The 24,203-nt window shown below is 63.5% G+C and carries 23 protein-coding genes; 15 read left to right on the forward strand and 8 right to left on the reverse strand.

Features of this window, described 5'->3' with window-relative positions; all coding sequences use genetic code 11:
• Window positions 1-298 precede the first annotated feature (298 nt).
• The 7 genes from RX331_RS03085 (at window position 299) to RX331_RS03115 (ending at window position 6,484) form a co-directional block, all read left to right on the forward strand.
• On the forward strand, window positions 299-604 hold the full coding sequence (locus RX331_RS03085; protein ID WP_317255191.1) for a hypothetical protein: 306 nt from the start codon (window positions 299-301) through the stop codon (window positions 602-604).
• 16 nt (window positions 605-620) lie between these two features.
• Window positions 621-1,505 (forward strand): sigma-70 family RNA polymerase sigma factor, encoded by an 885-nt coding sequence (locus RX331_RS03090; protein ID WP_317255192.1) that lies wholly within the window; start codon window positions 621-623, stop codon window positions 1,503-1,505.
• A gap of 324 nt (window positions 1,506-1,829) precedes the next feature.
• Window positions 1,830-3,005: an ABC transporter substrate-binding protein gene (locus RX331_RS03095; RefSeq protein WP_317255193.1), complete on the forward strand. Its 1,176-nt coding sequence runs from the start codon at window positions 1,830-1,832 to the stop codon at window positions 3,003-3,005.
• Window positions 3,006-3,156: 151 nt separating this feature from the next.
• Window positions 3,157-4,074, forward strand: a complete 918-nt coding sequence (locus RX331_RS03100; protein ID WP_317255194.1) for a branched-chain amino acid ABC transporter permease — start codon at window positions 3,157-3,159, stop codon at window positions 4,072-4,074.
• On the forward strand, window positions 4,071-5,018 hold the full coding sequence (locus tag RX331_RS03105) for a branched-chain amino acid ABC transporter permease (RefSeq protein ID WP_317255195.1): 948 nt from the start codon (window positions 4,071-4,073) through the stop codon (window positions 5,016-5,018). The genes RX331_RS03100 and RX331_RS03105 overlap by 4 nt, the downstream gene beginning before the upstream one ends.
• Window positions 5,011-5,778, forward strand: a complete 768-nt coding sequence (locus RX331_RS03110; RefSeq protein WP_317255196.1) for an ABC transporter ATP-binding protein — start codon at window positions 5,011-5,013, stop codon at window positions 5,776-5,778. Before RX331_RS03105 ends, RX331_RS03110 begins: the two co-directional genes overlap by 8 nt.
• Window positions 5,771-6,484, forward strand: a complete 714-nt coding sequence (locus RX331_RS03115) for an ABC transporter ATP-binding protein (RefSeq protein ID WP_317255197.1) — start codon at window positions 5,771-5,773, stop codon at window positions 6,482-6,484. The genes RX331_RS03110 and RX331_RS03115 overlap by 8 nt, the downstream gene beginning before the upstream one ends.
• 144 nt (window positions 6,485-6,628) lie before the next feature.
• Here the strand turns inward: RX331_RS03115 and RX331_RS03120 are convergent, their stop codons facing one another.
• The gene (locus RX331_RS03120) at window positions 6,629-8,065 is read right to left on the reverse strand and encodes a glutamine synthetase family protein (RefSeq protein ID WP_317255198.1); all 1,437 of its coding nucleotides are present in this window, start codon (window positions 8,063-8,065) and stop codon (window positions 6,629-6,631) included.
• A 130-nt stretch (window positions 8,066-8,195) separates the two neighbouring features.
• Window positions 8,196-9,554, reverse strand: a complete 1,359-nt coding sequence (locus tag RX331_RS03125) for an aromatic ring-hydroxylating dioxygenase subunit alpha (RefSeq protein ID WP_317255199.1) — start codon at window positions 9,552-9,554, stop codon at window positions 8,196-8,198.
• Between the two features lie 94 nt (window positions 9,555-9,648).
• Here RX331_RS03125 and RX331_RS03130 point away from each other — a divergent pair, with 94 nt between their 5' ends.
• Window positions 9,649-10,440 (forward strand): IclR family transcriptional regulator C-terminal domain-containing protein, encoded by a 792-nt coding sequence (locus RX331_RS03130; protein ID WP_317255200.1) that lies wholly within the window; start codon window positions 9,649-9,651, stop codon window positions 10,438-10,440.
• 129 nt (window positions 10,441-10,569) lie between these two features.
• Here the strand turns inward: RX331_RS03130 and RX331_RS03135 are convergent, their stop codons facing one another.
• The 4 genes from RX331_RS03135 to RX331_RS03150 all read right to left on the reverse strand — a co-directional run bounded on the left by RX331_RS03135 (window position 10,570) and on the right by RX331_RS03150 (window position 12,861).
• Window positions 10,570-11,103, reverse strand: coding sequence for a hypothetical protein (locus tag RX331_RS03135; protein WP_317255201.1), 534 nt, complete (start codon window positions 11,101-11,103; stop codon window positions 10,570-10,572).
• A 72-nt stretch (window positions 11,104-11,175) separates the two neighbouring features.
• Window positions 11,176-11,400, reverse strand: a complete 225-nt coding sequence (locus tag RX331_RS03140; protein ID WP_317255202.1) for a hypothetical protein — start codon at window positions 11,398-11,400, stop codon at window positions 11,176-11,178.
• A gap of 25 nt (window positions 11,401-11,425) precedes the next feature.
• Window positions 11,426-11,785: a PilZ domain-containing protein gene (locus RX331_RS03145; protein ID WP_317255203.1), complete on the reverse strand. Its 360-nt coding sequence runs from the start codon at window positions 11,783-11,785 to the stop codon at window positions 11,426-11,428.
• 170 nt (window positions 11,786-11,955) lie between these two features.
• Window positions 11,956-12,861, reverse strand: coding sequence for a helix-turn-helix transcriptional regulator (locus RX331_RS03150; protein WP_317255204.1), 906 nt, complete (start codon window positions 12,859-12,861; stop codon window positions 11,956-11,958).
• A 174-nt stretch (window positions 12,862-13,035) separates the two neighbouring features.
• On the opposite strand from RX331_RS03150, the gene RX331_RS03155 reads away from it, so the two are divergent.
• The 5 genes from RX331_RS03155 to boxB all read left to right on the forward strand — a co-directional run bounded on the left by RX331_RS03155 (window position 13,036) and on the right by boxB (window position 19,484).
• A complete protein-coding gene (locus RX331_RS03155; protein ID WP_317257991.1) occupies window positions 13,036-14,553 on the forward strand; it encodes a benzoate-CoA ligase family protein in 1,518 nt (505 codons plus the stop codon).
• Between the two features lie 172 nt (window positions 14,554-14,725).
• On the forward strand, window positions 14,726-15,544 hold the full coding sequence (locus RX331_RS03160) for an alpha/beta hydrolase (protein WP_317255205.1): 819 nt from the start codon (window positions 14,726-14,728) through the stop codon (window positions 15,542-15,544).
• A gap of 30 nt (window positions 15,545-15,574) precedes the next feature.
• Entirely contained in the window at window positions 15,575-16,093 is a 519-nt protein-coding gene (locus RX331_RS03165; RefSeq protein ID WP_317255206.1) for a DUF309 domain-containing protein, read from the forward strand.
• Window positions 16,094-16,199: 106 nt separating this feature from the next.
• On the forward strand, window positions 16,200-17,888 hold the full coding sequence (gene boxC, locus RX331_RS03170; protein ID WP_317255207.1) for a 2,3-epoxybenzoyl-CoA dihydrolase: 1,689 nt from the start codon (window positions 16,200-16,202) through the stop codon (window positions 17,886-17,888).
• Window positions 17,889-18,047: 159 nt separating this feature from the next.
• On the forward strand, window positions 18,048-19,484 hold the full coding sequence (gene boxB, locus RX331_RS03175; protein WP_317257992.1) for a benzoyl-CoA 2,3-epoxidase subunit BoxB: 1,437 nt from the start codon (window positions 18,048-18,050) through the stop codon (window positions 19,482-19,484).
• Between the two features lie 139 nt (window positions 19,485-19,623).
• On the opposite strand, the gene RX331_RS03180 is transcribed toward boxB, so the two are convergent.
• Window positions 19,624-20,424 (reverse strand): SDR family NAD(P)-dependent oxidoreductase, encoded by an 801-nt coding sequence (locus RX331_RS03180; protein ID WP_317255208.1) that lies wholly within the window; start codon window positions 20,422-20,424, stop codon window positions 19,624-19,626.
• A 615-nt stretch (window positions 20,425-21,039) separates the two neighbouring features.
• Window positions 21,040-22,098 carry a polysaccharide deacetylase family protein gene (locus RX331_RS03185; RefSeq protein WP_317255209.1) on the reverse strand — a complete coding sequence of 353 codons (1,059 nt, stop codon included), beginning with the start codon at window positions 22,096-22,098 and terminating at the stop codon, window positions 21,040-21,042.
• A 168-nt stretch (window positions 22,099-22,266) separates the two neighbouring features.
• On the opposite strand from RX331_RS03185, the gene RX331_RS03190 reads away from it, so the two are divergent.
• Both RX331_RS03190 and RX331_RS03195 read left to right on the forward strand, forming a co-directional pair.
• A complete protein-coding gene (locus RX331_RS03190) occupies window positions 22,267-23,661 on the forward strand; it encodes an OmpA family protein (RefSeq protein ID WP_317255210.1) in 1,395 nt (464 codons plus the stop codon).
• A gap of 2 nt (window positions 23,662-23,663) precedes the next feature.
• Window positions 23,664-23,960, forward strand: a complete 297-nt coding sequence (locus RX331_RS03195; protein ID WP_317255211.1) for a hypothetical protein — start codon at window positions 23,664-23,666, stop codon at window positions 23,958-23,960.
• Window positions 23,961-24,203 lie beyond the last annotated feature (243 nt).

The following is a 24,203-nucleotide window of genomic DNA, read 5'->3' on the forward strand; positions in this document are numbered from 1 at the left end:
GCAAGGGATTATGTAGCCATTCACGCCTGATGGTCCAATACGCCTTTGCCAATGGCCTGATAGCGAAACGCTATCATCTGTCGTCCCGGCCTTGAGCCGGGACCCATACTCGCAGCAGGGATTTGCTGAGAACGCTGGAGCCGCAGCTCAGGGCAATAACCAAATCCTGTGGTGATGGGTCCCGGCGTTCGCCGGGACGACAACAAGTAACTTCCTGAAAATAACTTCCTGCCACCGCATCCTTTGCCAGTTCCCGAACGTCCTTGGGGTCGAGATGGCCACCGACGAGGAGAGCGTCATGCGACGAACCGTGATAAGGTACAAGACAACGCCTGAAATGACCGAGAAGAACGCCGAACTGGTCGCAAATGTGTTTGCGGCGCTGAAGACGGCGCAGCCGGAAGGCCTGCGCTATCTATCGCTGCGGCTGGAGGACGACACCTTTATCCATTTCGTCGAGACTGCGGCCGAGGGCGCCAGCCCCTTGCAAGGCCTTCCGGCATTCGCCGCGTTCCAGAACGGCATTCGGGAACGTTGTGCCGAGACCCCGCTCGTCAAGGGCGCGACGGTTATCGGCAATTATCGCATGCTGGGCGATACGTGAATTCGCCGGAGGCTGAATGACCGTGATTTCCGAGACGTCGGGCTCTGAAATCGAGCGTCTGCTTGTCGCGATGCGGCCGAAACTGCATCGCTATTGCGCGCGCATGGTCGGCTCGGTCATCGACGGCGAGGACGTGCTGCAGGACGCGCTGATCAAGGCGGTGGAGGCGCATCCCTCCGCCGGCCCCATCGGCAATCCCGAGGGCTGGCTGTTCAAGATCGCGCACAACACCGCGCTGGATTTTTTGCGCCGTAAGCGCCGCCTGGAAGCGCTTCGGGGCGATGCGGAGATGGACATGATCGCTGATCAGCTCGATGCCGTCGAGAGCCGGCAGGTCGCCGCGACTTCGCTGCGCACCTTCATGCGCCTGCCGGTGGCGCAACGCTCAAGCGTAATTCTGATGGATGTGCTCGGATGCTCGCTCAAGGAAATCTGCGAGGTCATGGAATGCAGCCTGCCGGCGGCGAAGGCGTTCCTGCATCGCGGCCGTGCGCAGTTGCACGACATCGCCGATGAACCTGATGATGCGCCGCAAGCGAAATTGTCGGATGCGGACCGCGCGCGCCTCGGCGCCTATGTCGCCCATTTCAACGCGCGCGATTTCGACGCAATCCGGACGATGATCGCTGATGATGTCAGGCTCGACCTCGTCAGCAAGACCCGCATGCACGGCAAGGTCGAAGTGTCCCGCTATTTCGGCAATTACGCGAAGGTCAGCGACTGGCATCTGGTGCCTGGCCTGGTCGAAGGGCGTCCCGCCATCCTGGTGTTCGATCCGAACGAACGTGGATCTAGCCCGAAATATTTCATGCTGCTGGACTGGTCGGCCGGCCAGGTCGCCACGATCCGGGATTTTCGCCACGCGTCCTATGTCATCCATGACGCGGAATACCTGATCTGAACGAGCGCTTCCGGCCGATGGCGGGCGAAATTTGCCATAAGGACTGCCCGGCGTGGCCGCTCCTCCCGGATTCCCGGCCCAAAAACTGCGACAAATCGTTGCCGTAGCAACCGGCACTATAGTTCTTGCCATCCCCGCCGTCCACGAACTATGGTTCCGGTGGCTTAAGCATGCGCCGAAGGTTCAAAGCCGGGCAAACCGGTTCATGCTTGCCGCTGACCGGCGATTTCGCGCACAAAATACCTCAGTGATAATGAGGTGCGCGAGACAGCGCCGGTCGCCCGGTTGGCCCGGGCCTGATCGCTAACGAGGAGGGGAGTGATTATGAAAAAGGCATTCTGGCTGGCGGGCGCGGCAATTCTGGCGCTGGCGCAGCCCGCATCCGCCGGCGACACCATCAAGATCGGCTTTGTCTCGACCTTCAGCGGCCCGACCGCTGTGATCGGCAACGACATGCGCAATTCCTTCGAGCTGGCGCTCGACCATCTCGGCCGCAAGATCGCCGGCAAGCCGGTCGAGGTGATCTACGAGGACGACGGCCAGAAGCCCGACGTCGGCAAGCAGAAAACCGAAAAGCTGATCCAGTCCGACAAGGTCGATTTCATCGTCGGTTACATCTGGTCGAACGTGCTGCTGGCCTCGCTGAAAACCGCGGTCGATGCCAAGACGTTCCTGATCTCGGCCAACGCCGGTCCCTCGCAACTCGCTGGCGAGCTCTGCTCGCCCTACGTCTTCTCGACCTCCTGGCAGAACGACCAGACCCCGCAGGCGGTCGGCACCTACATGAACCAGAAGGGCGTCAAGTCGGTATTCCTGATCGGCCCGAACTACGCCGCCGGCAAGGACATGCTGGCCGGCGTGAAGAGCACCTTCAAGGGCCAGGTCGTCGGCGAGGAATATACGGTGTGGCCGAGTCAGCTCGATTTTTCCGCCGAACTCACCAAGGCCAAGAACTCCAAGGCCGAGTCGATCTTCGTGTTCTATCCGGGAGCGGCCGGCGTGCAGTTCCTCAATCAATATGCGCAGGCCGGAATCAAGCAGCAGATCCCGCTCTACACCGCCTTCACCATCGACGAATTGTCGCTGCCTTTGCAGAAGGAAAACGCGCTCGGCGTGCCCGGTGCGCAGCAATGGGTCAACGACCTGCCGAACGCCGAGAACAAGAAGTTCGTCGAGGACTATCGCAAGAAGTACCCCGGGCTGCGGCCGACCTTCTACGGCGCGCAGTCCTATGACGCCGCGAACCTGATCAACAGCGCGGTGGTCGCGGTAAAGGGCGACACTTCCAAGAAGGACGAGATGAAGGCCGAGATGGAGAAGGCCAACTTCAAGTCGGTGCGCGGCCCGTTCAAATACGGCAACAACCACATCCCGATCCAGAATTTCTACCTGCAGGACGTGGTCAAGGACGCCGACGGCCAGCTCGCGCTCAAGACGGTGGCGACCATCGTCAAGGACGACCAGGACCGCTTTCACGACAAATGTCCGATGAAGAAGTGACGGTTGGCATGGCCGGTGCATGATCGCGGCAAAACGCCCATGGGCTTGACCCGGGGGCGGTTTGCGACAGATCATCCGCCCAACAAGAAAAATGGCGGCGGCGCAGATGTGCTGCCGCTGTTTTGTTAGGCCCCAGGCGTTTAAGGGATCAATGCTCGTCCTCATCGAACAATCGCTGAACGGCTTGCAGTTCGGCTTGCTGCTATTTTTGCTGGCGGCTGGCCTGACGCTGGTGTTCGGCATCATGGACTTCGTCAACCTGGCGCACGGCTCGCTCTACATGATGGGCGCGTATTTCGCCGCAACCTTCGTCGCCTGGACCAACAGTTTCGTGCTCGGCATCCTGCTCGCGCTCGGCGCCACCTTGCTGCTTGGCATCGCTCTGGAATTCATAGCGCTGCGGCATCTCTATGGCCGCGACCATCTTGATCAGGTGCTGGCGACGTTCGGCCTGATCCTGTTCTTCAATGACGCGGTGCGGCTGATCTGGGGACCGGCTGGCCTGTCGCTGCCGCTGCCGGCCTGGCTCACGGTGCCGGTGCAGATCGTGCCCGGCGTGTTCTACCCGGCCTACCGCCTCTCGATCATCGTGGTGGCGCTGGCGGTCGCAGCCCTGCTTTATATCGTCGTGATGCGCACTAAAATCGGCATGCTGATCCGCGCCGGCGCCTCGAACCGTGAAATGATCGGCGCGCTCGGCATCAACATCAAGCTCTTGTTCACGCTGGTGTTCGGGCTTGGCGCCGCGCTTGCCGGCCTTGCCGGGCTGATGCAGGCGCCGATCCTCACGGTGCAGATCGGCATGGGCGAGAACATTCTCATTCTTGCCTTCGTCATCATCGTGATCGGCGGCATCGGTTCGATCCGAGGCGCGTTCCTGGCGGCGATCTTCGTCGGCATGATCGACACGCTCGGCCGCGCGTTCCTGCCGGATCTCTTGCGTAAGGTGCTCAGCTCCGCCGCGGCTTCAACTGCCGCGCCGGCGCTATCGTCGATGCTGATCTATCTCCTGATGGCCATCGTGCTGGTGGTTCGTCCGGAGGGGCTGTTTCCGGCTGCGAAGCGATGAAATTTTCCATCAACGCCCGCAACGTCATCGTGGCGCTCACCGCGCTTGGCTTGCTGCTGTTGCCGGCCTATTCGGCGCTATCAGGCAACATCTTCATCCTGACGCTGTTCACCCGCATCGTCATCTTCGCGCTCGCGGCGGCCAGCCTCAACCTCATCATGGGTTATGGCGGCATGATGAGCTTCGGCCATGCCGCCTATCTCGGCATCGGCGGCTATGCGGTGGGCATCCTCGCCTATGAAGGCATCGGCTCCGGCTTCATCCAATGGCCGGTGGCGCTGATCGTCTCGGCGCTCTATGCGCTCGTCATAGGCGCGCTGTCCTTGCGCACCCGCGGTGTCTACTTCATCATGATCACGCTCGCCTTTGCGCAGATGGCCTATTACATCGCCTCGGGCATGTCGCGTTATGGCGGCGACGACGGCCTCACCATCTACAAGCGCAGCACCTTCGGCGGCCTGATCGACCTCTCGAACCGCGTGCAGTTCTACTACCTTTGCCTCGCCTGCCTGTTCGGCGGCATCTACCTGATCTGGCGCATCATCAATTCGCGCTTCGGCATGGTGGTGCAGGGCGTGCGCTCCAACGAGCAGCGCATGCAGGCGATCGGATTTCATGCCAACAGATATCGTCTGGTCTGCTTCGTCATTTCAGGCACGATCTGCGGCCTCGCCGGCGCGCTACTTGCCAACAATACCGACTTCATCAGTCCGGCGACGATGTACTGGACCCGCTCTGGCGATCTCATGGTGATGGTGATTTTGGGCGGCATGGGCTCGCTGTTCGGCCCCGTCATCGGCACCATCGTCTTCCTGGTGCTGGAAGAAGTGCTGTCGCAGTTCACCGAATACTGGGCGCTGATCATGGGCCCGCTGCTGCTGCTGATCGTGCTGTTCGCGCGCGGCGGCATCATGGGCGTGCTCGGGAGGTTGAGCCGTGGTTGAACCCTTGCTCCGCGTCGAGAATCTCGTCCGCAGTTTTGGTGGCATCAAGGCCACCGACAATCTGTCGCTCGACGTTCTGCCCGGCGAGCTTCACGCCATCATCGGCCCCAACGGCGCCGGCAAGACCACGCTGATCAGCCAGTTGACCGGGCAGCTGGCGCCGAACTCCGGCACGATTCATTTCGCCGGCCGCGAGGTCACGTGGTTGCCGTCCTACCAGCGCAGCCGGCTTGGCCTGGCGCGCTCGTTCCAGATCACCTGCCTGCTGCCGGATTTCACCGCCGCCGACAATGTCGCGCTGGCCGCGCAGGCGCATGACGGCCACTCCTTCCGTTTCTGGGGCGCCGCGCGCAAGGAGAGGCATCTGCGCGAAGCGGCGCAGGCAGCACTGACGAGGGTCGGGCTCGCCAAGCGCGCCGATGTGCTGGTGTCGGAGCTGAGCCACGGCGAGCAGCGCGAGCTCGAGCTGGCCGTCGCGCTCGCAACCAAGCCGCAATTGTTGCTCTTGGATGAGCCGATGGCCGGCCTCGGCGTCACTGAATCCGCGCGCATGGTGGCGCTGCTGAAAGAGCTGCGGAAGGAAGTCGCCATCGTGCTGGTCGAGCACGACATGGAGGCGGTGTTTGCATTGGCCGATCGCATCACGGTGCTGGTCTATGGCCGCGTCATCGCCTCCGGCGATCCCGACACAATCAGGAACAATGAGGAAGTCAAACGCGCCTATCTCGGCGAGCAGCACGCGGTGACACATCATGGCTGAAACCCTGCTGGAAATCGACGGCGTCGAGACCTGCTACGGCCTCAGCCAGGTGCTGTTCGGCCTGTCGCTGAAGATCCAATCGGGCGAGATGGTCGCGCTGATGGGCCGCAACGGCATGGGCAAGACCACCACCATCCGCTCCATCATGGGCATGACGCGCGCGCGCGCCGGCATGATCCGTTTCGCGGGCGAGGAAGTGCGTAGCCTGCCGTCGTACAAGATTGCAAAACTCGGCATCGGCCTGGTGCCGGAGGGACGCCAGATTTTTCCGAACCTCACGGTCTACGAAAATCTCGTCGCGGCGTCCGGCAACCGCCAGGGCGCGTCCGATCCCTGGACGATCGACAAGATCCACGCGCTGTTTCCGCGGCTTGCCGAGCGCGGCAACAACATGGGCGTGACGCTGTCGGGCGGCGAGCAGCAGATGCTGGCAATCGGCCGCGCACTGATGACCAATCCGAAATTGCTGATCCTCGATGAAGCCACCGAAGGCCTCGCGCCCCTGATCCGGGAGGAGATCTGGAGCTGCCTGTCGATGCTGAAGGGGCGGGGGCAGTCCGTGCTCGTCATCGACAAGAACGTCGCCAACCTCGCCAAGATCGCTGACCGCCACTACATCATCGAGCGCGGCCGTACGGTGTGGACGGGGACATCAGAGCAGTTGATCGCGGAGCCGGATTTGCAGCACCGGTATTTGGGCATATGAGCTATTTCTGTCGTCCCGGCGAACGCCGGGACCCATACTCCGCGGCTGTAATTATCAAGGCGGTGGTCGACGGCTTCTTCCAATTATTGGCATCGGTGATTATGGGTCCCGGCGTTCGCCGGGACGACGAGAGAACGAGCCTCCTCAAAACATCTCGAAATATTCGCGGTGCTCCCAGTCCGACACTTCGGCCTGAAAGCGCTCGATCTCCGCATTCTTGATATGGACGTAGTAATCCACGAACTCCGCCCCCAGCGCGCCGCGGAAGAACGGATCGTCCTGCAGCGCGAACACGGCTTCGCGCAAGGATTTCGGCAGCAGGGCCGCCTTGGTCTCGTAGGGCGTATCGGCCGATGGCGGCGGATCGAGCTTGCGGTCGACGCCGTCGAGCCCGGAGAGAATCTGCGAGGCCATGTAGAGATAGGGGTTCGCCGCAGGCTCGCCGATGCGGTTTTCCAGCCGCGTGGCGGCATCATTCGGACCGCCGAGCACGCGGATCATGACGCCGCGGTTGTCGCGGCCCCAGATCGCGCGATCGGGCGCCAGCGAGTAGGAGCGGTAGCGCTTGTAGCCGTTGATGGTCGGCGTCGTGAACACGGTCGACGCGCGGGCGTGCTCCAGCAGACCGGCGAGATAGTGTTTGGCGAACGGGCTGAGCGCTTCGCCGGCGTCTTTCGCCATGAAGGCGTTCTCTCCGTTCGCGCGCGACACCAGCGATTGATGCAGGTGCCAGCCAGAGGCAAACACATTGGGCAGCTTTGGGCGGCACATGAAGGTCGCGTGATAGCCGTGGCGGCGCGCGATCTGTTTCACCGCCGAGCGAAACAGCACCATGTTGTCGGCAGGCACTAATCCCTTGGTCGGCTGGAAGGTGAACTCGCACTGGCTCGGGCCGAACTCGACCTCGACCGAGCGCAGGGGGAGGCCGAGCGCCAGCACGTCGCGGCGGATGATTTCCAGCGCCGGCTCCATCTGGTCGTAGCGCTGCTCGGTCAGATACTGATAGCCGTGCGAGAGCAGGCTGACCGACGGCGGCCGCCCGGGCTGACCGGCATCATCAGGCGCCATATGCGCATCGTCGAGCCTGAAGAGGTGGAATTCGACCTCGAGCCCGGCGACGAAATCATAGCCGCGCTGGCCGAGCTGATCGATCACCTTGCGATAGAGATGACGCGTGGCGAACGGCACCGGGCGGCCGTCGTTGAAATAGAGGTCGCAGAGCAGCCAGCCTGTGGTCGGCGCCCAGGGCAGCACGCGGAAGGTAGTGGGATCGGCCACCATCACAACGTCGGCGGCGCCTTCCATCTCCTTCATGCCGAAGCCGCCGCCTGATGTGAACACCGGAAACACCGTCTTGTGCGAGGTGTCCTTGGCCAGCATCGTCGTGGTGATGGAGCAGCCGCTTTCCAGCGAGGCAGTCGCTTCGCTTGCGATCAGCGTCTTGCCGCGCAGGATGCCGTGCTGATCGGGGAAGGACAGGCGGATGACTTCGACGTTTTTCTCTTCGACGAGCTTGCGAAGGCGGCTGGTCGCCTCATGCTGCTCTGAAGACCACAGCCCGTGACGTTTAACGAAGCTCAACGCCGATCCCCCCAAACTCGCTTGAATCCACCGCCGTCATTGCGAGGAGCGAAGCGACGAAGCAATCCATCTATCCCCGTGTGGCGCGATGGATTGCTTCGCCTCGCTCGCAATGACGGAGGAGAGACCATCACTCCGCCGCGGTCAGGTGCGTCACCTTGCCCGCGATCTCGCACGGCACCGGCGCGGTCCAGGGCGCGCCGCGGCGGCGCTTGACATCGACTTCCATCCAGTAGAGCTCCCAGCCCAGTGTCGGCCCGATGCCGTCCATCGTCGCTGGCCCCTGAATGCTGCGGGCCGTGGCATCATCGAGAAACAGCATCGGCTTCTCGCCGCCAACCACCTTCTCGATCTCCTGCCGCAGGAGGCGGCGATACTGCACGATCGCCTTGTCAGATTGGCCGAGGTGCTCGTTGGTGCGGTCCTGGATCGGGCCCATCGATTCCACCGCCCACTGGTCGTGGACATTGATGTCGTTGCCCATGCCGGTATAGGTCGCGCTCGCCTGCTCGTGCGGATCGAAGCCGTAATCGTTGCTCTTGTTCTTGCGCGACTTGTAGTCCGGCAACTCGTAGAGCTCGAGCCGCTGGTCGCGCATCTTCTTCTTGTCGACCGGGGACGTGTAGGAGGTGAAGATCGCATACCAGTAGCAGTTCTCGTCATCGATCGGCACATGCCACTGCGTGATCGTCATCTCCTGGCTCATCGGGATGACGAAGCCGTGCGGAAAAAGCTGGTTGGTGACGCGCACATGCGTCCGCTCTTCGTCGAGCTCACGCAGCGCAATCAGGCGCAGGCCATATTCGGTATGCTCGACATTGATGATCGGATTGTCGTATTCGCGCAAAATCTTCGTCATCGGCATGTCGCTGCCGGCGGATGCGCCGCGGAACTGCTTGCCATAGGCCGTGGACGTGTCCTCGTCTTCGAAGAAGCGGTGCAGGAACGAGGCGTGCGCCGGATCGATGCCGACTTCGAGCGCCTGCAGCCAATTGCAATTGATGTGGCCCTTGAATGCAAAGGTGTGGCTGTCGGGCGCGACGAAACAATCGATCTCCGGAAAGGCCGGCGGCTCGCCTTCGCCGAGGTAAGCCCAGAGAATGCCGCTCTTCTCAACCACGGGATAGGAACGCTGCCTGATGCCCTGACACAGTTTTGAGTCCTTCGGCTCCGCCGGCGTTTCCAGGCATTGGCCGGAGATATCGAACAGCCAGCCATGGAAGGCACAGCGCAGACCACCATTCTCCAGCCGGCCGAACGCGAGGTCGGCGCCGCGATGCGCGCAGTGGCGGTCGATCAGGCCGTAGCGTCCCTCTTCGTCGCGAAACAGCACGAGGTTTTCGCCGAGCAATTTTACCGGGCGAACCGGCCGCGATCCCTCCAGCTCGTCGACCAGCGCCGCCGGCTGCCAGTACATCCGCATCAGCTTGCCGCAGGGATCCTTGCGGCCCGTGCGGGTGATCAGGTCGTTCTGCTCCTGGCTCATCATGGTGAGGCTCCGAAAGCTGATGTGTTCGCCTATTGAACTTTTGTGCGATTTTAGCGTAGTCTAGGGATGAGGCAAGCGGATTTTGGAGGCAGCGATGCCCAAGCTTAAGCGCGCGGCGGACGCAGACAACCGCGGCGCGACCGATTTCATCGAAAGCCTCGACCGCGGCCTGCGCGTGCTGGAGGTGTTCGGCAGCGGCCGGCAGCCGATGACGCTGAGCGATCTCGCCAAGGCCGCCGGCCTGCCGCGCGCCACCGCGCGGCGCATCCTGTTTACGCTGGAGCGCGCCGGCTTCGTCACCACCGACGGCAAGCTGTTTCGCCTGATGCCGCGTGTGCTGGTGCTGGCATCGAGCTATCTCGCATCCAACCATGTCGTCTCGGTGCTGCAGCCGGCGCTCGACAAGCTGTCGAGTGAGGCGCAGGAAATCTCCTCGATGGCGATCCTCGACGGCGATGACGTCGTATTCATCGCGCGCGCCAGCCCGACGCGTATCTTCTCGGCGGGCATCGATATCGGTTACCGGCTGCCGGCATTCTGCACCTCGGTCGGCCGTGTCCTGCTGTCGCGGTTATCCGACGACGAACTCGCCGCCGCGCTCGGCCGGATGGCGCTTACACCGCTGACGCCATTCACGGTGACCGACAAGAAGCGGCTGCTGAAGACGATCAGCGACGATCGCGCAAATGGCTATTCGCTGGTCGACCGCGAAGCCGAGCCCGGATTCCGTTCGGTCTCGGTGCCGGTGCGCCGCTATGACGGCGCCATCGTCGCCGCCATCAACATGGGCGCGCATGTCGACCGCGTCTCCGCCGAAGAGATGATCGAACGTTTTCTGCCGCGCCTGCAGGAAACCGCGTCGTCGGTGAAATCGCTGCTGGTGTAAGAGAGCATTTCTATCCCCGCCGTCATTGCGAGCGAAGCGAAGCAATCCATTTAGCCGCTTGCCGAGACATGGATTGCTTCGTCGCTTCGCTTCTCGCAATGACGAACGGAGAGAGGAAGCACGCGGCTTCTAGCCGCCAAGCCCAAAATGACGAACGATCTGCTGCGCAGTCATATCAGCCGGATTGACGCTCGTATCCAGCTTTAGGCAATCGGCCCGCGGCACCGCGGTGAGATCGTAGCGGTCGAGATCGCGGATCAGGTGCTCGCCTGAAGATATTTTGCGCCGCGCCACGCGATCGGGATTGCCGACCCGGCGCAGGGCCTCCTCACGCGAGCAGTGCAGGAAGACCGGGAGCAGTTCGCCGTCATAGCGCTGCATGATCTGCTCGACCCGGCTGAAATACGCGCGATCTTCCGGCTCGGCATAGCAGAAGGTCGTGACCAGCAGCGGCACGTCCCGTTCGGCAGCGGCTTCGAGCACGGCTTCGCGGACGTTTTGGACCAGCTCCCAGAAACCTGGCGTGCCGAAGTCGAAGACCGTCAGCGCCAGGTCGATCGCGGCGTGATTGTCCATCAGCCGGCCCGGCACGATCCGGAGCAGCGCCTTTGCGACGGTCAGCTTGCCGGCGGCGGGCGCACCATGGAGGAAGAGCAGCTTCATGCGCCATCAGTATCGCGACCAAGCCGATAGTGCGAGGGCCAGCCGTCCGCGAATGATATCCGATCGGCCGCGCTATCGCGGCGGCAAACGCTTGAACGCGGCTTCGAGGGTCTCGAACGTGGCGACGATCTGCGGCGTCACCCAATAGTGCAGCGTCACTGCGACGGTGAGGCCGACGCTACAGGCGATGGCGACGTACTGCGTCAGCAGCGCCAGCAGGATCGTGCGCAGCGGCCGCCGCAGCGCCTTCGGCCTGGCGCCGGCGAGCAGGGCGTCCTCGTCGTCGAGCGTGCTCATGCGGTCATTCCGGACAGCACCGCGCTCAATGCTCGTTCAATAGCTGATCGAGTCGCGACTTCAGCCGGCGGTTGGCGCGCTCGCTGGCGCGGAGCTTGCGCGCCCAGTCCAGGGTGACGACGCTGCCCGTCTCGTGCTCTTCGCAGAACATCAGTCCCGCCGCGTTGCGGTCGCGCCAGACCAGGCGGGCGAGGCAGGTAAGGCCCTTGCGCGCGACCTCGAAGTCGACGCTGTCGGGCAGCATCGCCGAATTCTCGAATTCGATCTTGGCGCCGCACGGGCTGAAATTGCGGACCACGCAGTCGACCGTCGAGTTGCGCGCGTTGAACGCGATCGTTCCGCCGTAATAGACGCGGTTTCTCTGTTGCTGGCGGCGCTCCGGCACCGTTCTTCTCCATTCCCATTAACGGATTGGTAACACAAATTGGAGGGTGTTGGTGCCTCCGTGCTCATGGGATTTGCCGGGTGGTTAATTTGCAGTGGGGCACAACCGGCGCGGGCATGCGCCCGCATGGGCGAACTCAGGCCAAGATGGATGATTCAGAGGCCGGAAAGTCAGGAGACCGCGCTGCGCAGGCCGAAGGCGTGCTTGTCGTGCAGCACCGGGGCCACCGCATCGCTCAAGCGCGCCGCCGCGGCGTCCACCGAAAGTCCGGCAGTATCGACCACGGCGGAGGCGCGGGCGTAGAGCGGCTCGCGGCTAATCAGGATGTTGCGCAGCTCGGCCATCGCCGAGCGATCGTCCGCCATCGGCCGCAGGTCGCCCTGGCCACGGACGCGGGCCATGTGCTCTTCCGGATCGGCCTTGATCCAGATCGTGTAGAATGACGACAGGATCAGATCGAAGGTTAATGGCTCGGAGACGATGCCCCCGCCGGTCGCCAGCACCATCAGCTCCTTGCGGGCCAAGAGCTGAGACAGCGCCGCCTGCTCCATGCGGCGAAAGCCTTCCTGGCCGTATAGCGCGATGATCTCGGCGACCGAGAGGCCGTTCTGCGCCTCGACCTCCTTGTTGAGCTCGACGAACTTCCAGCCGATCTTTTTCGCCAGCATCCGGCCGAGCGTCGATTTGCCGGCGCCGCGCAGGCCGATCAGCGCGATGCCGGCGAACGAGATGCGGCGCTGCGCTGCTGCCGCACCGCCAGCGAGCGCGTCCTTGGCCTGCGCGATCTGCGAAGGTGTTGCCTTGCGCAGGAGGTCGCGAATGACGGCCCAGTCCGGCGTCGGATCGGCGGAGGGAATCAAATCTTCCAGATGCGCGCCCATCGCGTTCGACACGCGGCGCAGCAGCACGATCGAGACATTGCCCTTGCCGCTTTCGAGCTGCGCGATATAGCGCTCGGAAATTCCAGAAACCTTGGCGAGCACTTTTCGCGACATGCCGCGCAGGGCGCGCATGGTGCGCACACGCTGGCCAAGCTGCTCGAGAAAACCGGTTTCGGGGTCGCTGGCCTCGGTCATTGCCCTCGTTCGGCGCTGCCATGGGGGTAGGAGGTATTTTCGGAAACATAATGCCGATGAGGATTGACAGCAAGCGTGGCTGGTGGCTTTCTATGAATTATAATTCTTAAAAACTGTGGGAGAAGCGTCGTGAGCGGCACGTCCGGTTCGTACACGTCCGGTTCGTACAATGCGGTGACCTGGCTGCTCGACCGCAACGTCGACGAGGGCCGCGGCGCCAAGCTCGCCTTCACCGATACGGTCTCCGAGGTCACCTATCGCGAGCTGCAGCGGCAAACCTGCCGCGTCGCCAACATGCTGCGCCGGCTCGGCGTCCGCCGCGAGGAACGCGTGGCGATGATCATGCTGGATACGGTGGATTTTCCCGCTGTGTTTCTCGGCGCGATCCGCGCCGGCATCGTACCGGTGCCGCTCAACACGCTGCTCACGGCGGAGCAATACGCCTATGTGCTGGCCGACAGCCGCGCCCGCGTGCTGTTCGTTTCCGAAGCGCTCTATCCGGTCGTGAAGGACATCGTGGGCCGCATGGCGGACCTCGATTGCGTGGTCGTGTCGGGCAAGCATGCGTTCGGCCACAAGCTGCTTTCCGAGGAGCTGGCGAAAGAGGACGACACCTTCGCCACGGTGCAAACCCATCCCGACGAGCCGGCGTTCTGGCTCTATTCATCAGGCTCGACCGGCATGCCAAAGGGCGTGCGCCATCTGCACGCCAACCTTCAGGCCACCGCCGACACCTATGCCAAGCAGGTGCTCGGCATCAACGCGAGCGACGTCTGTCTCTCGGCGGCGAAGCTGTTCTTCGCCTATGGCCTCGGCAACGCACTGACCTTTCCGATGTCGGTCGGCGCCTCCACGGTGCTCAATCCCGACCGGCCGACGCCGGCGCTGATGTTCGCGCTCCTGAACAAATACAACCCGACGATCTTCTACGGCGCGCCGACGCTGTTTGCGGCGATGCTCAACGAGGAGACGACGCAGAACGAGAGGGCAGGGACGCGGCTGCGCATCTGCACCTCCGCCGGCGAGGCATTGCCCGAATCCGTCGGCCTAGCCTGGAAAGCGCGCTTTGGCGTCGACATCCTCGACGGGATCGGTTCGACCGAGCTGTTGCATATCTTCGTGTCGAACGCGCCCGGCGACATCAAATACGGCACATCCGGCCGGCCCGTCCCCGGCTACCAGGTCCGGCTGGTCAGCGAGACCGGCGAGGACGTCGCGGACGGCGAAGTCGGCGAGCTTCTCGTCGAGGCGCCGTCGGCCGGCGAAGGCTACTGGAACCAGCGCAGCAAGAGCCGGCATACGTTTCAGGGCAACTGGACCCGCACCGGCGACAAATATGTTCGCGACGCAGATGGCCGCTACACCTTCTGCGGCCGCGCCGACGACATGTTCAAGGTATCAGGCATCTGGGTTTCGCCCTTCGAGGTCGAAAGCGCGCTGATCAAGCATCCGGCCGTCCTGGAGGCCGCCGTCGTGCCCCATGCCGATCCGGAAGGCCTGTTGAAACCGAAGGCGTTTGTCGTGCTGCGCGAGGGCAGCCGCACGGACAGCCTGTACGAATCGCTCAAAGAGCACGTCAAGCAGAAGATCGGCCCGTGGAAATATCCGCGCTGGGTTGAGGTCGTCGATAGCCTGCCGAAGACGGCAACCGGGAAGATTCAAAGGTTCAAGCTGCGCGATGGGGCAGAGTAACTTCCAGGCGTCGTCCCGGCGAACGTCCGGACCCACACGCCGCGGCCTCTGTTGTTTAGGAAGCTGTCGGCCATCCTGCCTGTGCGAGGAGCCGTGGAGTATGGGTCCCGGCTCAAGGCCGGGACGACGAGCTTGAGAGTACGACGTCACGATCACTTTCGGAAAGCTTTCAATGACCACCCTAACCCCCCAGGGCTTCCTCACCGTCGGCGCCGCGCATCTCGAATACCGTATGATCGGCCCGTCGCCCGAAAGCGCGCCGACCATTGTGATGCTGCATGAGGGGCTCGGATCAGCCAAGCTGTGGGGCGATTTTCCGGATCAGCTGCAGGCCGCGACCGGCGCCGGCGTCTTCGTCTATTCGCGCGCGGGCTATGGCGCATCGACGCCGGTCAAACTGCCGCGTCCGCTCGACTACATGCATGTCGAGGCGCTCGACGTGTTGCCAAAGCTGCTCGACAAGATCGGCTTTCGCCGCGGCATGCTGCTCGGTCATTCCGACGGCGCCTCCATCGCAGCGATCTATGCCGGCTCGCATCAGGATCACCGCGTGCAGGGCCTTGCGCTGATCGCGCCGCACTTCATCGTCGAGGATATTTCGATCGCCTCGATCGCGCAGATCCGCACCGCCTACGAGACCACCAACCTGAAGGGCAAGCTGTCGCGCTGGCACCGGGACGTCGACAATGCCTTCTATGGTTGGAACGGCGCCTGGCTCGATCCGGACTTCCGCAAGTGGGACATTTCCGAACACCTCGCCTATATCCGCGTCCCCGTTGCGATCCTGCAGGGTACGAACGACCAGTATGGCACGATGCGGCAGGTCGAGATTGCCAGGGAAGAGTGCTACTGTCCGGTCGATGTGACGGTGATTCCACAGGCGGGACATCAGCCGCATCGCGACGCGCCGGAGGCGACGCTCGATGCGATCAAGGAATTCGCAAACGCGGTGTTGCAGATGGGAAGCGGCTCGCAAAGAGGGGCCGCCTAGCGCATTCGCGCGCGCTGGAACGAGTTTCCGATGATCGCGCCATCCGGCAGCGCGGGCCATCTGCCGCTGCCGCGATGGGCCTATGTGCCCGGCATCTCCGAGAAGGATCGGGCCGATTACGAGACGCTGGCGCGGGTCACGGCATTGGTGCCTGCCCGTTTCCATGGCTACGTGCCGGCGCGCCATCCGGCGCTGCGCTATGGCATCGGCCTCAACGACCACGGCTATTTTTGGGAAGCGCAGGAGATCCTGGAGGCGGTGTGGGCGGCAGCGCCGCAGGGCGGTCGCGAACGGACCTTGCTGCGCGCCTGCATCCTGATCGCGACCGCGAATCTGCGGTTGCGGATGCGGAAAGTCCACGTCACCGTGCGCCTGCTCGGCGAGGCACTCAGCGAACTGGATGCCCTGGGCCTGCGCAGCGCCGGCGGCGATGGGTTCGCCGACAGCTTTCCGGTGGCGGCGCTGACAGGGCTCGTCGAAGCGAGACTGGCCCGGCCGCAGCTCGACAAGACCGAGTGGGTGACGTTTTCGGTCGCCACCAGAACATGAAACAAAATGCATGTTCCGGCGTTTTTGGCTGGACGAAGTCTAAAACATGCATTATTGTGCATCTAACGATCAGAACGTTACCAGAGAAAACGACAGAGGGTGGCTCATGGCCGGCGAAGATCGCGTCCTCGCGGGCGGCGCTAAATACATCGATTTTCAAACCGACCCATCGCGCTATCGGCACTGGAAGCTCGCCGTCGATGGCGAGGTTGCGACGCTCACCATGGACGTCGACGAGAATGCCGGCCTGTTCGAGGGCTACCAGCTCAAGCTGAATTCCTATGATCTCGGCGTCGATATCGAACTGGCGGATGCCGTGCAGCGACTGCGCTTCGAGCATCCCGAGGTGAAGGTCGTGCTGATGCGCTCCGGCAAGAACCGCGTGTTCTGCGCCGGCGCCAATATCCGCATGCTGGCGGGCGCGACGCATGCCCACAAGGTCAATTTCTGCAAATTCACCAACGAGACCCGCAACGGCCTGGAAGATTCATCGGAAAATTCCGGGCAGCGTTTCATCACCGTCGTCAACGGCACCGCGGCCGGTGGCGGCTATGAGCTGGCGCTGGCGACCGACCACATCATTCTCGCCGATGATGGCGCTGCCGCTGTCGCGCTGCCGGAAGTGCCGCTGCTCGCGGTGCTGCCGGGCACCGGCGGCCTGACCCGCGTCGTCGACAAGCGCAAGGTGCGCCGCGACCATGCGGATTTCTTCTGCACCATCGAGGAAGGCATCAAGGGCAAGCGCGCGGTTGCCTGGCGGCTGGTCGACGAGATCGCGCCGAACAGCAAGCTCGATGCAAAAGTCGCCGAGCGCGCCAAGGCCTTTGCGGCTGCTTCCAAGCGCAACGGCAGCGGCAAGGGCATCACGCTCACGCCGCTCGACCGCACCATCGACGAGGCCGGCATCCGCTATGATTTTGTGAGCGTCGACATCGACCGCGCGGCGCGCATCGCCACCATTTCGATCAAGGCGCCGGAGCAGGGGCCACCGGCCGATATCGACGGCCTAGTCGCGCAAGGCGCATCGTTCTGGCCGCTGCAGGTGGCGCGCGAACTCGACGACGCGATCCTGCATCTGCGCCTCAATGAGCTCGAGATCGCAATGCTGGTGTTCAAGTCGCACGGCGATCCCGCCAATGTGGTCGCCTGCGATGCCTTCCTCGAAGCCAACAAGGCACACTGGCTGGTCAACGAGATCAGGCACTACTGGAAGCGCGTCCTGAAGCGCATCGACGTCACCTCGCGCACGCTGGTGACGCTGGTCGAGCCCGGCTCCTGCTTCGCCGGCACGCTGGCCGAACTCGTGTTCGCTGCCGACCGCTCCTATATGCTGATCGGCTCGCGCCAGGGCGACAACCGGCCGCCGCCGGCGATCCAGCTTACCGCGCTGAATTTCGGCCCCTATCCGATGAGCCACGGCCTGACGCGGCTGCAATCGCGCTTCCAGGCCGACCCGTCCGACCTAGATCGCGCGCAAGGCGCGATCGGCAAGGCGCTCGATGCCGAGGAGGCCGAAGAGCTCGGCCTCGTCACCTTCGCGCTCGACGACATCGACTGGGACGACGAGGTGCGGGTGTTCCTGGAGGAGCGCACGTCGTTCTCGCCCGACGGCCTCACCGGCATGGAAGCGAATTTGCGCTTCGTCGGTCCTGAGACCATGGAATCGAAAATCTTCTCGCGCCTCACGGCGTGGCAGAACTGGATCTTCCAGCGCCCCAACGCGGTCGGTGAAGACGGCGCACTGCGCCGCTACGGCACCGGCCAGAAGGCGCACTTCGACATGACGAGAGTTTAAGTCCGTGTCCCGGGCGCTGTGCGGCACGCAAGTGAGGCGCTGCAGAACCGGGACCCACCTCAGCCACCGAATAGGTCCCGGCTCTGCGGTGCATCGTGAAGAACGCTGCACCGCGTCCGGGACACGAGACCGAACCACGGGAGGCCCCCAATGAATTACATGAACGTCGACTATTCGACCAAGATTCCGAACAACGTGAATCTCAGCGAAGACCGTCAGGTGCTGAAAGCGCTGGAAGGCTGGCATCCCGGTTATATGGACTGGTGGGGCGACATGGGGCCGGAAGGCTTTCAGCAGTCGCTGGTTTATCTGCGCACCGCCTATTCAGTCGATCCGCGCGGCTGGGCCAAATTCGACTACGTCAAGATGCCGGAATATCGTTGGGGCATCTTGCTGGCGCCGCAGGAAGAGAACCGCGTCGTTCCCTTCGGCGAGCATTACGGCAAGCCGGCCTGGCAGGAAGTCCCGGGCGAGCACCGCGCCATGCTGCGGCGCCTGATCGTGATCCAGGGCGACACTGAGCCTGCTTCCGTCGAACAGCAGCGCCATCTCGGCAAGACCGCGCCCTCGCTCTATGACCTGCGCAACCTGTTCCAGGTCAATGTCGAGGAAGGCCGCCATCTCTGGGCGATGGTCTATCTCCTGCAGAAATATTTCGGCCGCGACGGCCGCGAGGAAGCCGACGATTTGCTGCGCCGCCGCTCGGGCGATGCGGATTCCCCGCGCATGCTCGGCGCCTTCAACGAGGCGACGCCGGACTGGCTGTCGTTCTTCATGTTCACCTACTTCACCGACCGCGACGGCAAGATGCAGTTGCACAGCCTCGCGCAGTCCGGCTTCGATCCCTTGTCGCGGACCTGCCGCTTCATGCTGACCGAAGAGGCGCATCACATGTTCGTCGGCGAGACCGGCATCAGCCGTGTCGTGCAGCGTACCTGCGAGGCGATGCGCGAAGCCGGCATCACCGATCCGACCGATATCGCGAAGGTGCGCGCGTTGGGGGTCATCGACCTGCCGACCATCCAGAAGAAGCTGAACCTGCATTATTCGCTGTCGCTCGATCTCTTTGGTTCGGAGGTTTCGACCAACGCGGCGAACGCCTTCAACGCCGGCATCAAGGGCCGCTACAAGGAGACGCAGATCGACGACGACCACCAGCTCAAGAACGCCACTTATCCGGTGCTCAAGCTGGTCGACGGCGTGATCAAGCGCGTCGACGAGCCGGCGCTGACCGCGCTCAACATGCGCCTGCGCGACGACTACACCCAGGACTGCGTCAAGGGCATGCTGCGCTGGAACAAGGTGATCTCGACCGCGGGCTATCAGTACAAGCTGACACTGCCGAACGTCGCCTTCCACCGCCAGATCGGCGAGTTCAAGGACATCAACGCCACGCCCGACGGCGTGCTGATCGACGACGCCACCTGGAACAAACGCAAGGGCGAATGGTTGCCGTCCAGCGACGACGGCGACTTCATCGCCTCGCTGATGAAGCCGGTAACGGAAATCGGCGCCTTCGCCCCCTGGATCTCGCCGCCGAAAGTCGGCATCGACAACAAGCCCGGCGATTTCGAGTACGTGAAGATCGAAACCTGATCTTCACTGTCGACCCGGCCTTGAGCCGGGGCCCATAACCACCGGATGACGTTGTCTTGGTACGATGTCTGCCGTCGTGCCCAATTGATGCAACACGCGGTATGGGTCCCGGCGTTCGCCGGGACGACGCAGGTTTTGGCTACCCCGCGATCTCGCTGCCCGCCGTCGCGTACACCACGCCGCCGTCGACCGCGATCGTGTTGCCGACCACATAGTCGCCGGCACGCGAGGCGAGGTAGATCGCAACCCCCGCCATGTCCTCGTCGGTGCCGACGCGCCGCGCCGGAACGCGTTTGGCGACCGCCTCGGCCTGGTCGCGCGCGGCGCGGTTCATGTCGGAGGCGAAGGCGCCCGGCGCAATCGCCGTCACGTTGATGTGGTCCTTGATCAGCTTGACGGCCATGCGCCGCGTCAAATGGATCACTGCAGCCTTGCTCGCGGCGTAGGAGTAGGTCTCCATCGGGTTGACGAAGATGCCGTCGATGGACGCGATGTTGATCACCTTGCCGGGCCGCTCGGCCGAGGCCGCCGCGCGCAGCGGCTTCGCCAGCGCCTTGGTCAGGAAGAACAGCGACTTGACGTTCAGGTTCATCACCTTGTCCCAGCCGCTCTCCGGGAATTCATCGAACTCCGCACCCCAGGCCGCTCCGGCATTGTTGACGAGGATGTCGAGCTTCGGCTCCAGCCTGATGATTTCGGCAGCCAGCTTCTCGCAGCCCGCCACGGTCGAGATATCGATCGGCAGCGCGATGCATTCGCCGTCATAGGCGGCGGTGAGTTCTTTCGCGGTGGCCTCGCAAGGTCCCGCCTTGCGCGCGGTGATGTAGACCTTGGCCGCACCCTGCGCGAGAAACCCGGCCGCGATCATCTTGCCGATGCCGCGCGAGCCGCCGGTCACCAGCGCGATCCGGCCGTTGAGCGAAAACAGATCCTTGAACATGAGTTCCTCCATTGTCTTGCCGCCGGTTTTGGGCGGGGGAGGGCGATGAGTCAAGGAAGTGTCGCTTTCCCTCTCCCTTGCGGGCGAGGCCTGCATCAATCGCGCGACCGCGCGACCGAGAGAGGTGATGGGTCCGTCCGCGTTTGTGGTCGCGGTCGCGGCAATGGAACGTGATGCAGGGCGTGCGACGCGACAGCCTTGGCTATGGCGGGCTGCGGCTGCGCGACGGGGGTGCCATGGCGACCAATGAAGTAGGCGCTCAGCGCAGTGGCACCCAGTAGAACGAGTAGCGTTTTTGCCCGCATACCCGCCCCCACTTGCCATCAGCCTGCTTGGCGGGCATTCATGGCCTGTTCGACCTTGTCAGCCAGTTTATCCAGATGCGGCGCAAGGCGATTGAACATGTCCCCCTTCGCTTGGTCAGTAGCCGGGTTCCGGAGCACGCATTCGGCCGCGTCTCCGCGTAGCTCTTCAAGATGCCCTGATGATCTTTCATGCTCCCTTGCGTTTCTTAATTTTCCATGACGATCAGCACCGCTGGGAGCCGGTCGGAACAAAATGTGAAGTACGCGGGGGCCTCGGCGCTGATCGACCCAACGGAGCTGCAATCGGAATCTAGGCCGCGTCGATGCGCCTAAAACCGTTCCACATCGCGGTGGCGGCGCCGGAGGTCAGGACCGGGATGATACGCGCGTCCTGATAATTGCCGTTGAGGGAGACGCGCTGCAGCGCGGTCAGGTGGTCGGCGCTCTCAGGGAAGATCATGCCCGGCCGCGTTGTTACTGCGGTCTTGAATCCGGCCGCCTTCGCCATGGCGAATTCGCGCCGGCCGGCCGCGATCCTGTCGCCATAGGGGTAGGCGAGATGCAGCACCGGGCGCTGCAGCGCCGCCTCGATCCGCGCGCGGCCCTCCGCCAGCTCGAACGAGGCGGCCTCTTCGCTCTGCCGCGCCAGGTTGCAATGCGTGATCGTGTGCGCGCCGATCGTCACCAGCGGATCGTCGGCAAACCCCTTCAATTCGTCCCAGGACATGCAGAGCTCGCGGGTGATCGGCGCTTCGTCCACATCATACCGCGTGCATAACGCGGAAATTTCGCGCTGCATGTCATGCTCGGTCGGCAGCCGGCGCAGCCAGTCATGCATGCGCTCGAAAGCTGCGTGCTTGGCCGCCGGTGTCGAGGCGTCGAGCTTGATCTTGGTGCCGCCGATCGGCACGTCGATCGAAGGAGTCTTGGCGATCGCCCGTTCCAGCGCGACCCACCACAACCGTCCGGTGCCTTCGGCGAAATCGCTCGTCACATAGACGGTGAGCGGCGCATCAAATTCGCGCATCACCGGCAGGGCATGATCGCGGTTGTCGCGATAGCCGTCATCGAGGGTGAAGCAGGCAAAGCGGCGCGCGAAATCGCGCGCCGCAAGGCGCTGATGCGCCTCGTCCATGGTGACGATGTCGAGATCGAGCGCGCGAAGATGGGCCAGCATCGCCCGCAGGAATTCCGGCTCGACCTCGAGATGATGGTTGGGCTGAAACTCGCCGTCGCGGCGGGGCCGGACGTGATGCAGCATGAAAATGACGCCGACACCTGCGAAGATTGGTCGCAGCAGATAATGCGCACCGGAGAAGTACAGCGCTTCCAGTCCGGCGCGAATGACGGTGTTGCGAAGCATTTTCATCGGGGTGTAGGGCTGCCCGGTCATTTACAGGACGAAAACTAGCGAAACATCGCTGAAGAAACAGTTAGCCGGACCCCGTTCAGAGCCGTCCGGCGGCTGCGACATTTCGTGTTTGACAGTCCCGCAAGGGTTTGTTTTCTCTCCGTTTCGGACCCCGCGGGAACTCGAATGCACGGACTTTTCAGGTGGAGTGGCAAATGGTGGCCGGGCATCATTCCTTTGGTCATCTTTTGGGCTATCGCGGCCTGGACGAGCACTGAGCCGCTGGAAGCCGATCTGGCGCAGCGTTCAGTCGCGGCCCTCAAGGACACCGTCCTCGACAAACGGCGAATCTCGGTCGCCGGTCGGGACGTGACGCTTGCGGCGGATGCGTTCTCGGAAGACGGCCGGCAGGGCGCGGTGACGTCGGTCGGGGCCGTTCCGGGCGTCCGGCTGGTCAACGATGAAACCCGGCTCGTTCCCGAAGCCAAGCCGTTCGTCTGGTCGGCGGAACGCGACGTCGTCCGGGTGACGCTGTCGGGCAGCTCGCCCCTGCCCGCCATCAAGGGCCGCCTGATGGAGGCCGCCCGCGCCAATCTCGGCGGCATCGAAGTGGCCGACCGGATGAATCTGGCGCGCGGGGCGCCGCAAGGATTCGACAGTGTCGCGCTGCTGCTGCTCGATCAGGTTGGCAAGCTGAAGGACGGCAAGATAACGCTGTCCGATACCAGCGTGAGCCTTTCCGGCATGGCCCGCGAGCTCGGCGGCCGCGAAGCCATCGCCGCCGCGCTGAAGAATCTGCCGGAGGGCTTTTCGGTCGCGGCCAACGACGTCAAGGCGCCGCCCTACATCTTCCAGGCCTACAAGGACCCGGTCGCGGTGACGCTGACGCTGACCGGCAACGTGCCGGACAAGAACGCCCACGCCGAACTGGTGGCGGCGGCGGGACGCAAGTTCTTCAACGAAAAGGTCGTCGATAATCTGAAGGAAAGCGTCGGCGCGCCATCGCGCTTCGCCGCCGCCGTCGTGCCCGCGCTCGGCGCGCTGTCGCGGCTCTCGACCGGCACGCTGGTCGTCTCCGACCGCGAGGTGAAGCTGTCGGGGGACGCGCTCTACGAAGCCGCTGCCGTCCAGATCCGCGCCGGCCTTGGCAAGGATTTTCCGCAGGGCTGGCAGTTCAAGCCGGAAATCTCGGTCAAGCCGGCCGCCGCGCCGGTGGACGCGACGGTGTGCCAGCAATTATTCACCGAGTTGCTCGGCAAGGCCCGAATCCGCTTCGAATCCGGCAAGGCCGACATCGTCGCCGATTCCGCCGGCCTGCTCGATCGCCTGATCGAGACCGCGCTGCGCTGTCCGACCGCCAACATCGAGATATCAGGACATACCGATAGCGACGGCGATGAGGCGGCCAATCAGGCGCTGTCGGAAAAGCGCGCGCAGGCGGTTGCCGACTACCTGGTCAAGGCGGGGCTGCCGGCCAATCGGTTCAGCGCGGCCGGCTATGGCTCGACGCAGCCGATTGCGGGCAATGATACCGACCAGGGCAAGGCGCAGAACCGCCGCATCGATTTCGTGGTGAAGTGAGCATGGCCTATCTGACCACATTCTACTGGGGCTGGCTCGTGGGGGCGGTGCTGCTCGGCTTCGCCATGGGCTGGATTTCGGTGGTCCAGCACGGCAAGGGGGTGTCGCGGAAGCTGCGATGGGGGCTTTCGGTGCTGGTCGCGGCGCTGATCGCCGCCGCGCTCACGCGCGTCGTGCCTGGCCGTTTCGGCTACTGGCTCGATCTCGGCCTGATCATGTTCGCGCTTTATTTGGGCGGCTGCGCGGTCGGATCATTGCTGCGCGGCTGGGTGGTCTCGCGCAGCGCGCCGCCGGCCTAACCGCACGATGCGCCGGCCAGCCGCTCCGCGCTCATTGTCACGGGTTGTTGACCCACCCCTTCTATGGTCCGGAATCTGCCCGGGGCGGGGAGAATGTCGAAAAACCCCGCTACCGCGGCTATCAACCAGGCCTAATATCTTGAAGAAGCGCGTTTTATCGTCGTCAGGCGAATTCCACTGCGGCCCAAAACGCGCTACCAGAGGGGCCAGGGAGCGTAGCGTCAGCGGCGGGGTTCACGCCAT

This window comes from Bradyrhizobium sp. BWA-3-5, assembly GCF_032917985.1.
GTDB lineage: Bacteria > Pseudomonadota > Alphaproteobacteria > Rhizobiales > Xanthobacteraceae > Bradyrhizobium.

Excerpts from the sequence above, each read along its gene's own strand:
- RX331_RS03195 (WP_317255211.1), top strand. The coding sequence starts at position 23,664 with ATGGCCTATCTGACCACATTCTACTGGGGCTGGCTCGTGGGGGCGGTG.
- RX331_RS03125 (WP_317255199.1), bottom strand. The coding sequence starts at position 9,554 with ATGATGAGCCAGGAGCAGAACGACCTGATCACCCGCACGGGCCGCAAG.
- RX331_RS03130 (WP_317255200.1), top strand. The coding sequence starts at position 9,649 with ATGCCCAAGCTTAAGCGCGCGGCGGACGCAGACAACCGCGGCGCGACC.
- RX331_RS03150 (WP_317255204.1), bottom strand. The coding sequence starts at position 12,861 with ATGACCGAGGCCAGCGACCCCGAAACCGGTTTTCTCGAGCAGCTTGGC.
- RX331_RS03180 (WP_317255208.1), bottom strand. The coding sequence starts at position 20,424 with ATGTTCAAGGATCTGTTTTCGCTCAACGGCCGGATCGCGCTGGTGACC.
- RX331_RS03135 (WP_317255201.1), bottom strand. The coding sequence starts at position 11,103 with ATGAAGCTGCTCTTCCTCCATGGTGCGCCCGCCGCCGGCAAGCTGACC.
- RX331_RS03140 (WP_317255202.1), bottom strand. The coding sequence starts at position 11,400 with ATGAGCACGCTCGACGACGAGGACGCCCTGCTCGCCGGCGCCAGGCCG.
- RX331_RS03085 (WP_317255191.1), top strand. The coding sequence starts at position 299 with ATGCGACGAACCGTGATAAGGTACAAGACAACGCCTGAAATGACCGAG.
- RX331_RS03095 (WP_317255193.1), top strand. The coding sequence starts at position 1,830 with ATGAAAAAGGCATTCTGGCTGGCGGGCGCGGCAATTCTGGCGCTGGCG.
- RX331_RS03185 (WP_317255209.1), bottom strand. The coding sequence starts at position 22,098 with ATGAAAATGCTTCGCAACACCGTCATTCGCGCCGGACTGGAAGCGCTG.
- RX331_RS03105 (WP_317255195.1), top strand. The coding sequence starts at position 4,071 with ATGAAATTTTCCATCAACGCCCGCAACGTCATCGTGGCGCTCACCGCG.
- RX331_RS03165 (WP_317255206.1), top strand. The coding sequence starts at position 15,575 with ATGATCGCGCCATCCGGCAGCGCGGGCCATCTGCCGCTGCCGCGATGG.
- boxB (WP_317257992.1), top strand. The coding sequence starts at position 18,048 with ATGAACGTCGACTATTCGACCAAGATTCCGAACAACGTGAATCTCAGC.
- RX331_RS03100 (WP_317255194.1), top strand. The coding sequence starts at position 3,157 with ATGCTCGTCCTCATCGAACAATCGCTGAACGGCTTGCAGTTCGGCTTG.
- RX331_RS03190 (WP_317255210.1), top strand. The coding sequence starts at position 22,267 with ATGCACGGACTTTTCAGGTGGAGTGGCAAATGGTGGCCGGGCATCATT.
- RX331_RS03115 (WP_317255197.1), top strand. The coding sequence starts at position 5,771 with ATGGCTGAAACCCTGCTGGAAATCGACGGCGTCGAGACCTGCTACGGC.
- RX331_RS03090 (WP_317255192.1), top strand. The coding sequence starts at position 621 with ATGACCGTGATTTCCGAGACGTCGGGCTCTGAAATCGAGCGTCTGCTT.
- RX331_RS03160 (WP_317255205.1), top strand. The coding sequence starts at position 14,726 with ATGACCACCCTAACCCCCCAGGGCTTCCTCACCGTCGGCGCCGCGCAT.
- boxC (WP_317255207.1), top strand. The coding sequence starts at position 16,200 with ATGGCCGGCGAAGATCGCGTCCTCGCGGGCGGCGCTAAATACATCGAT.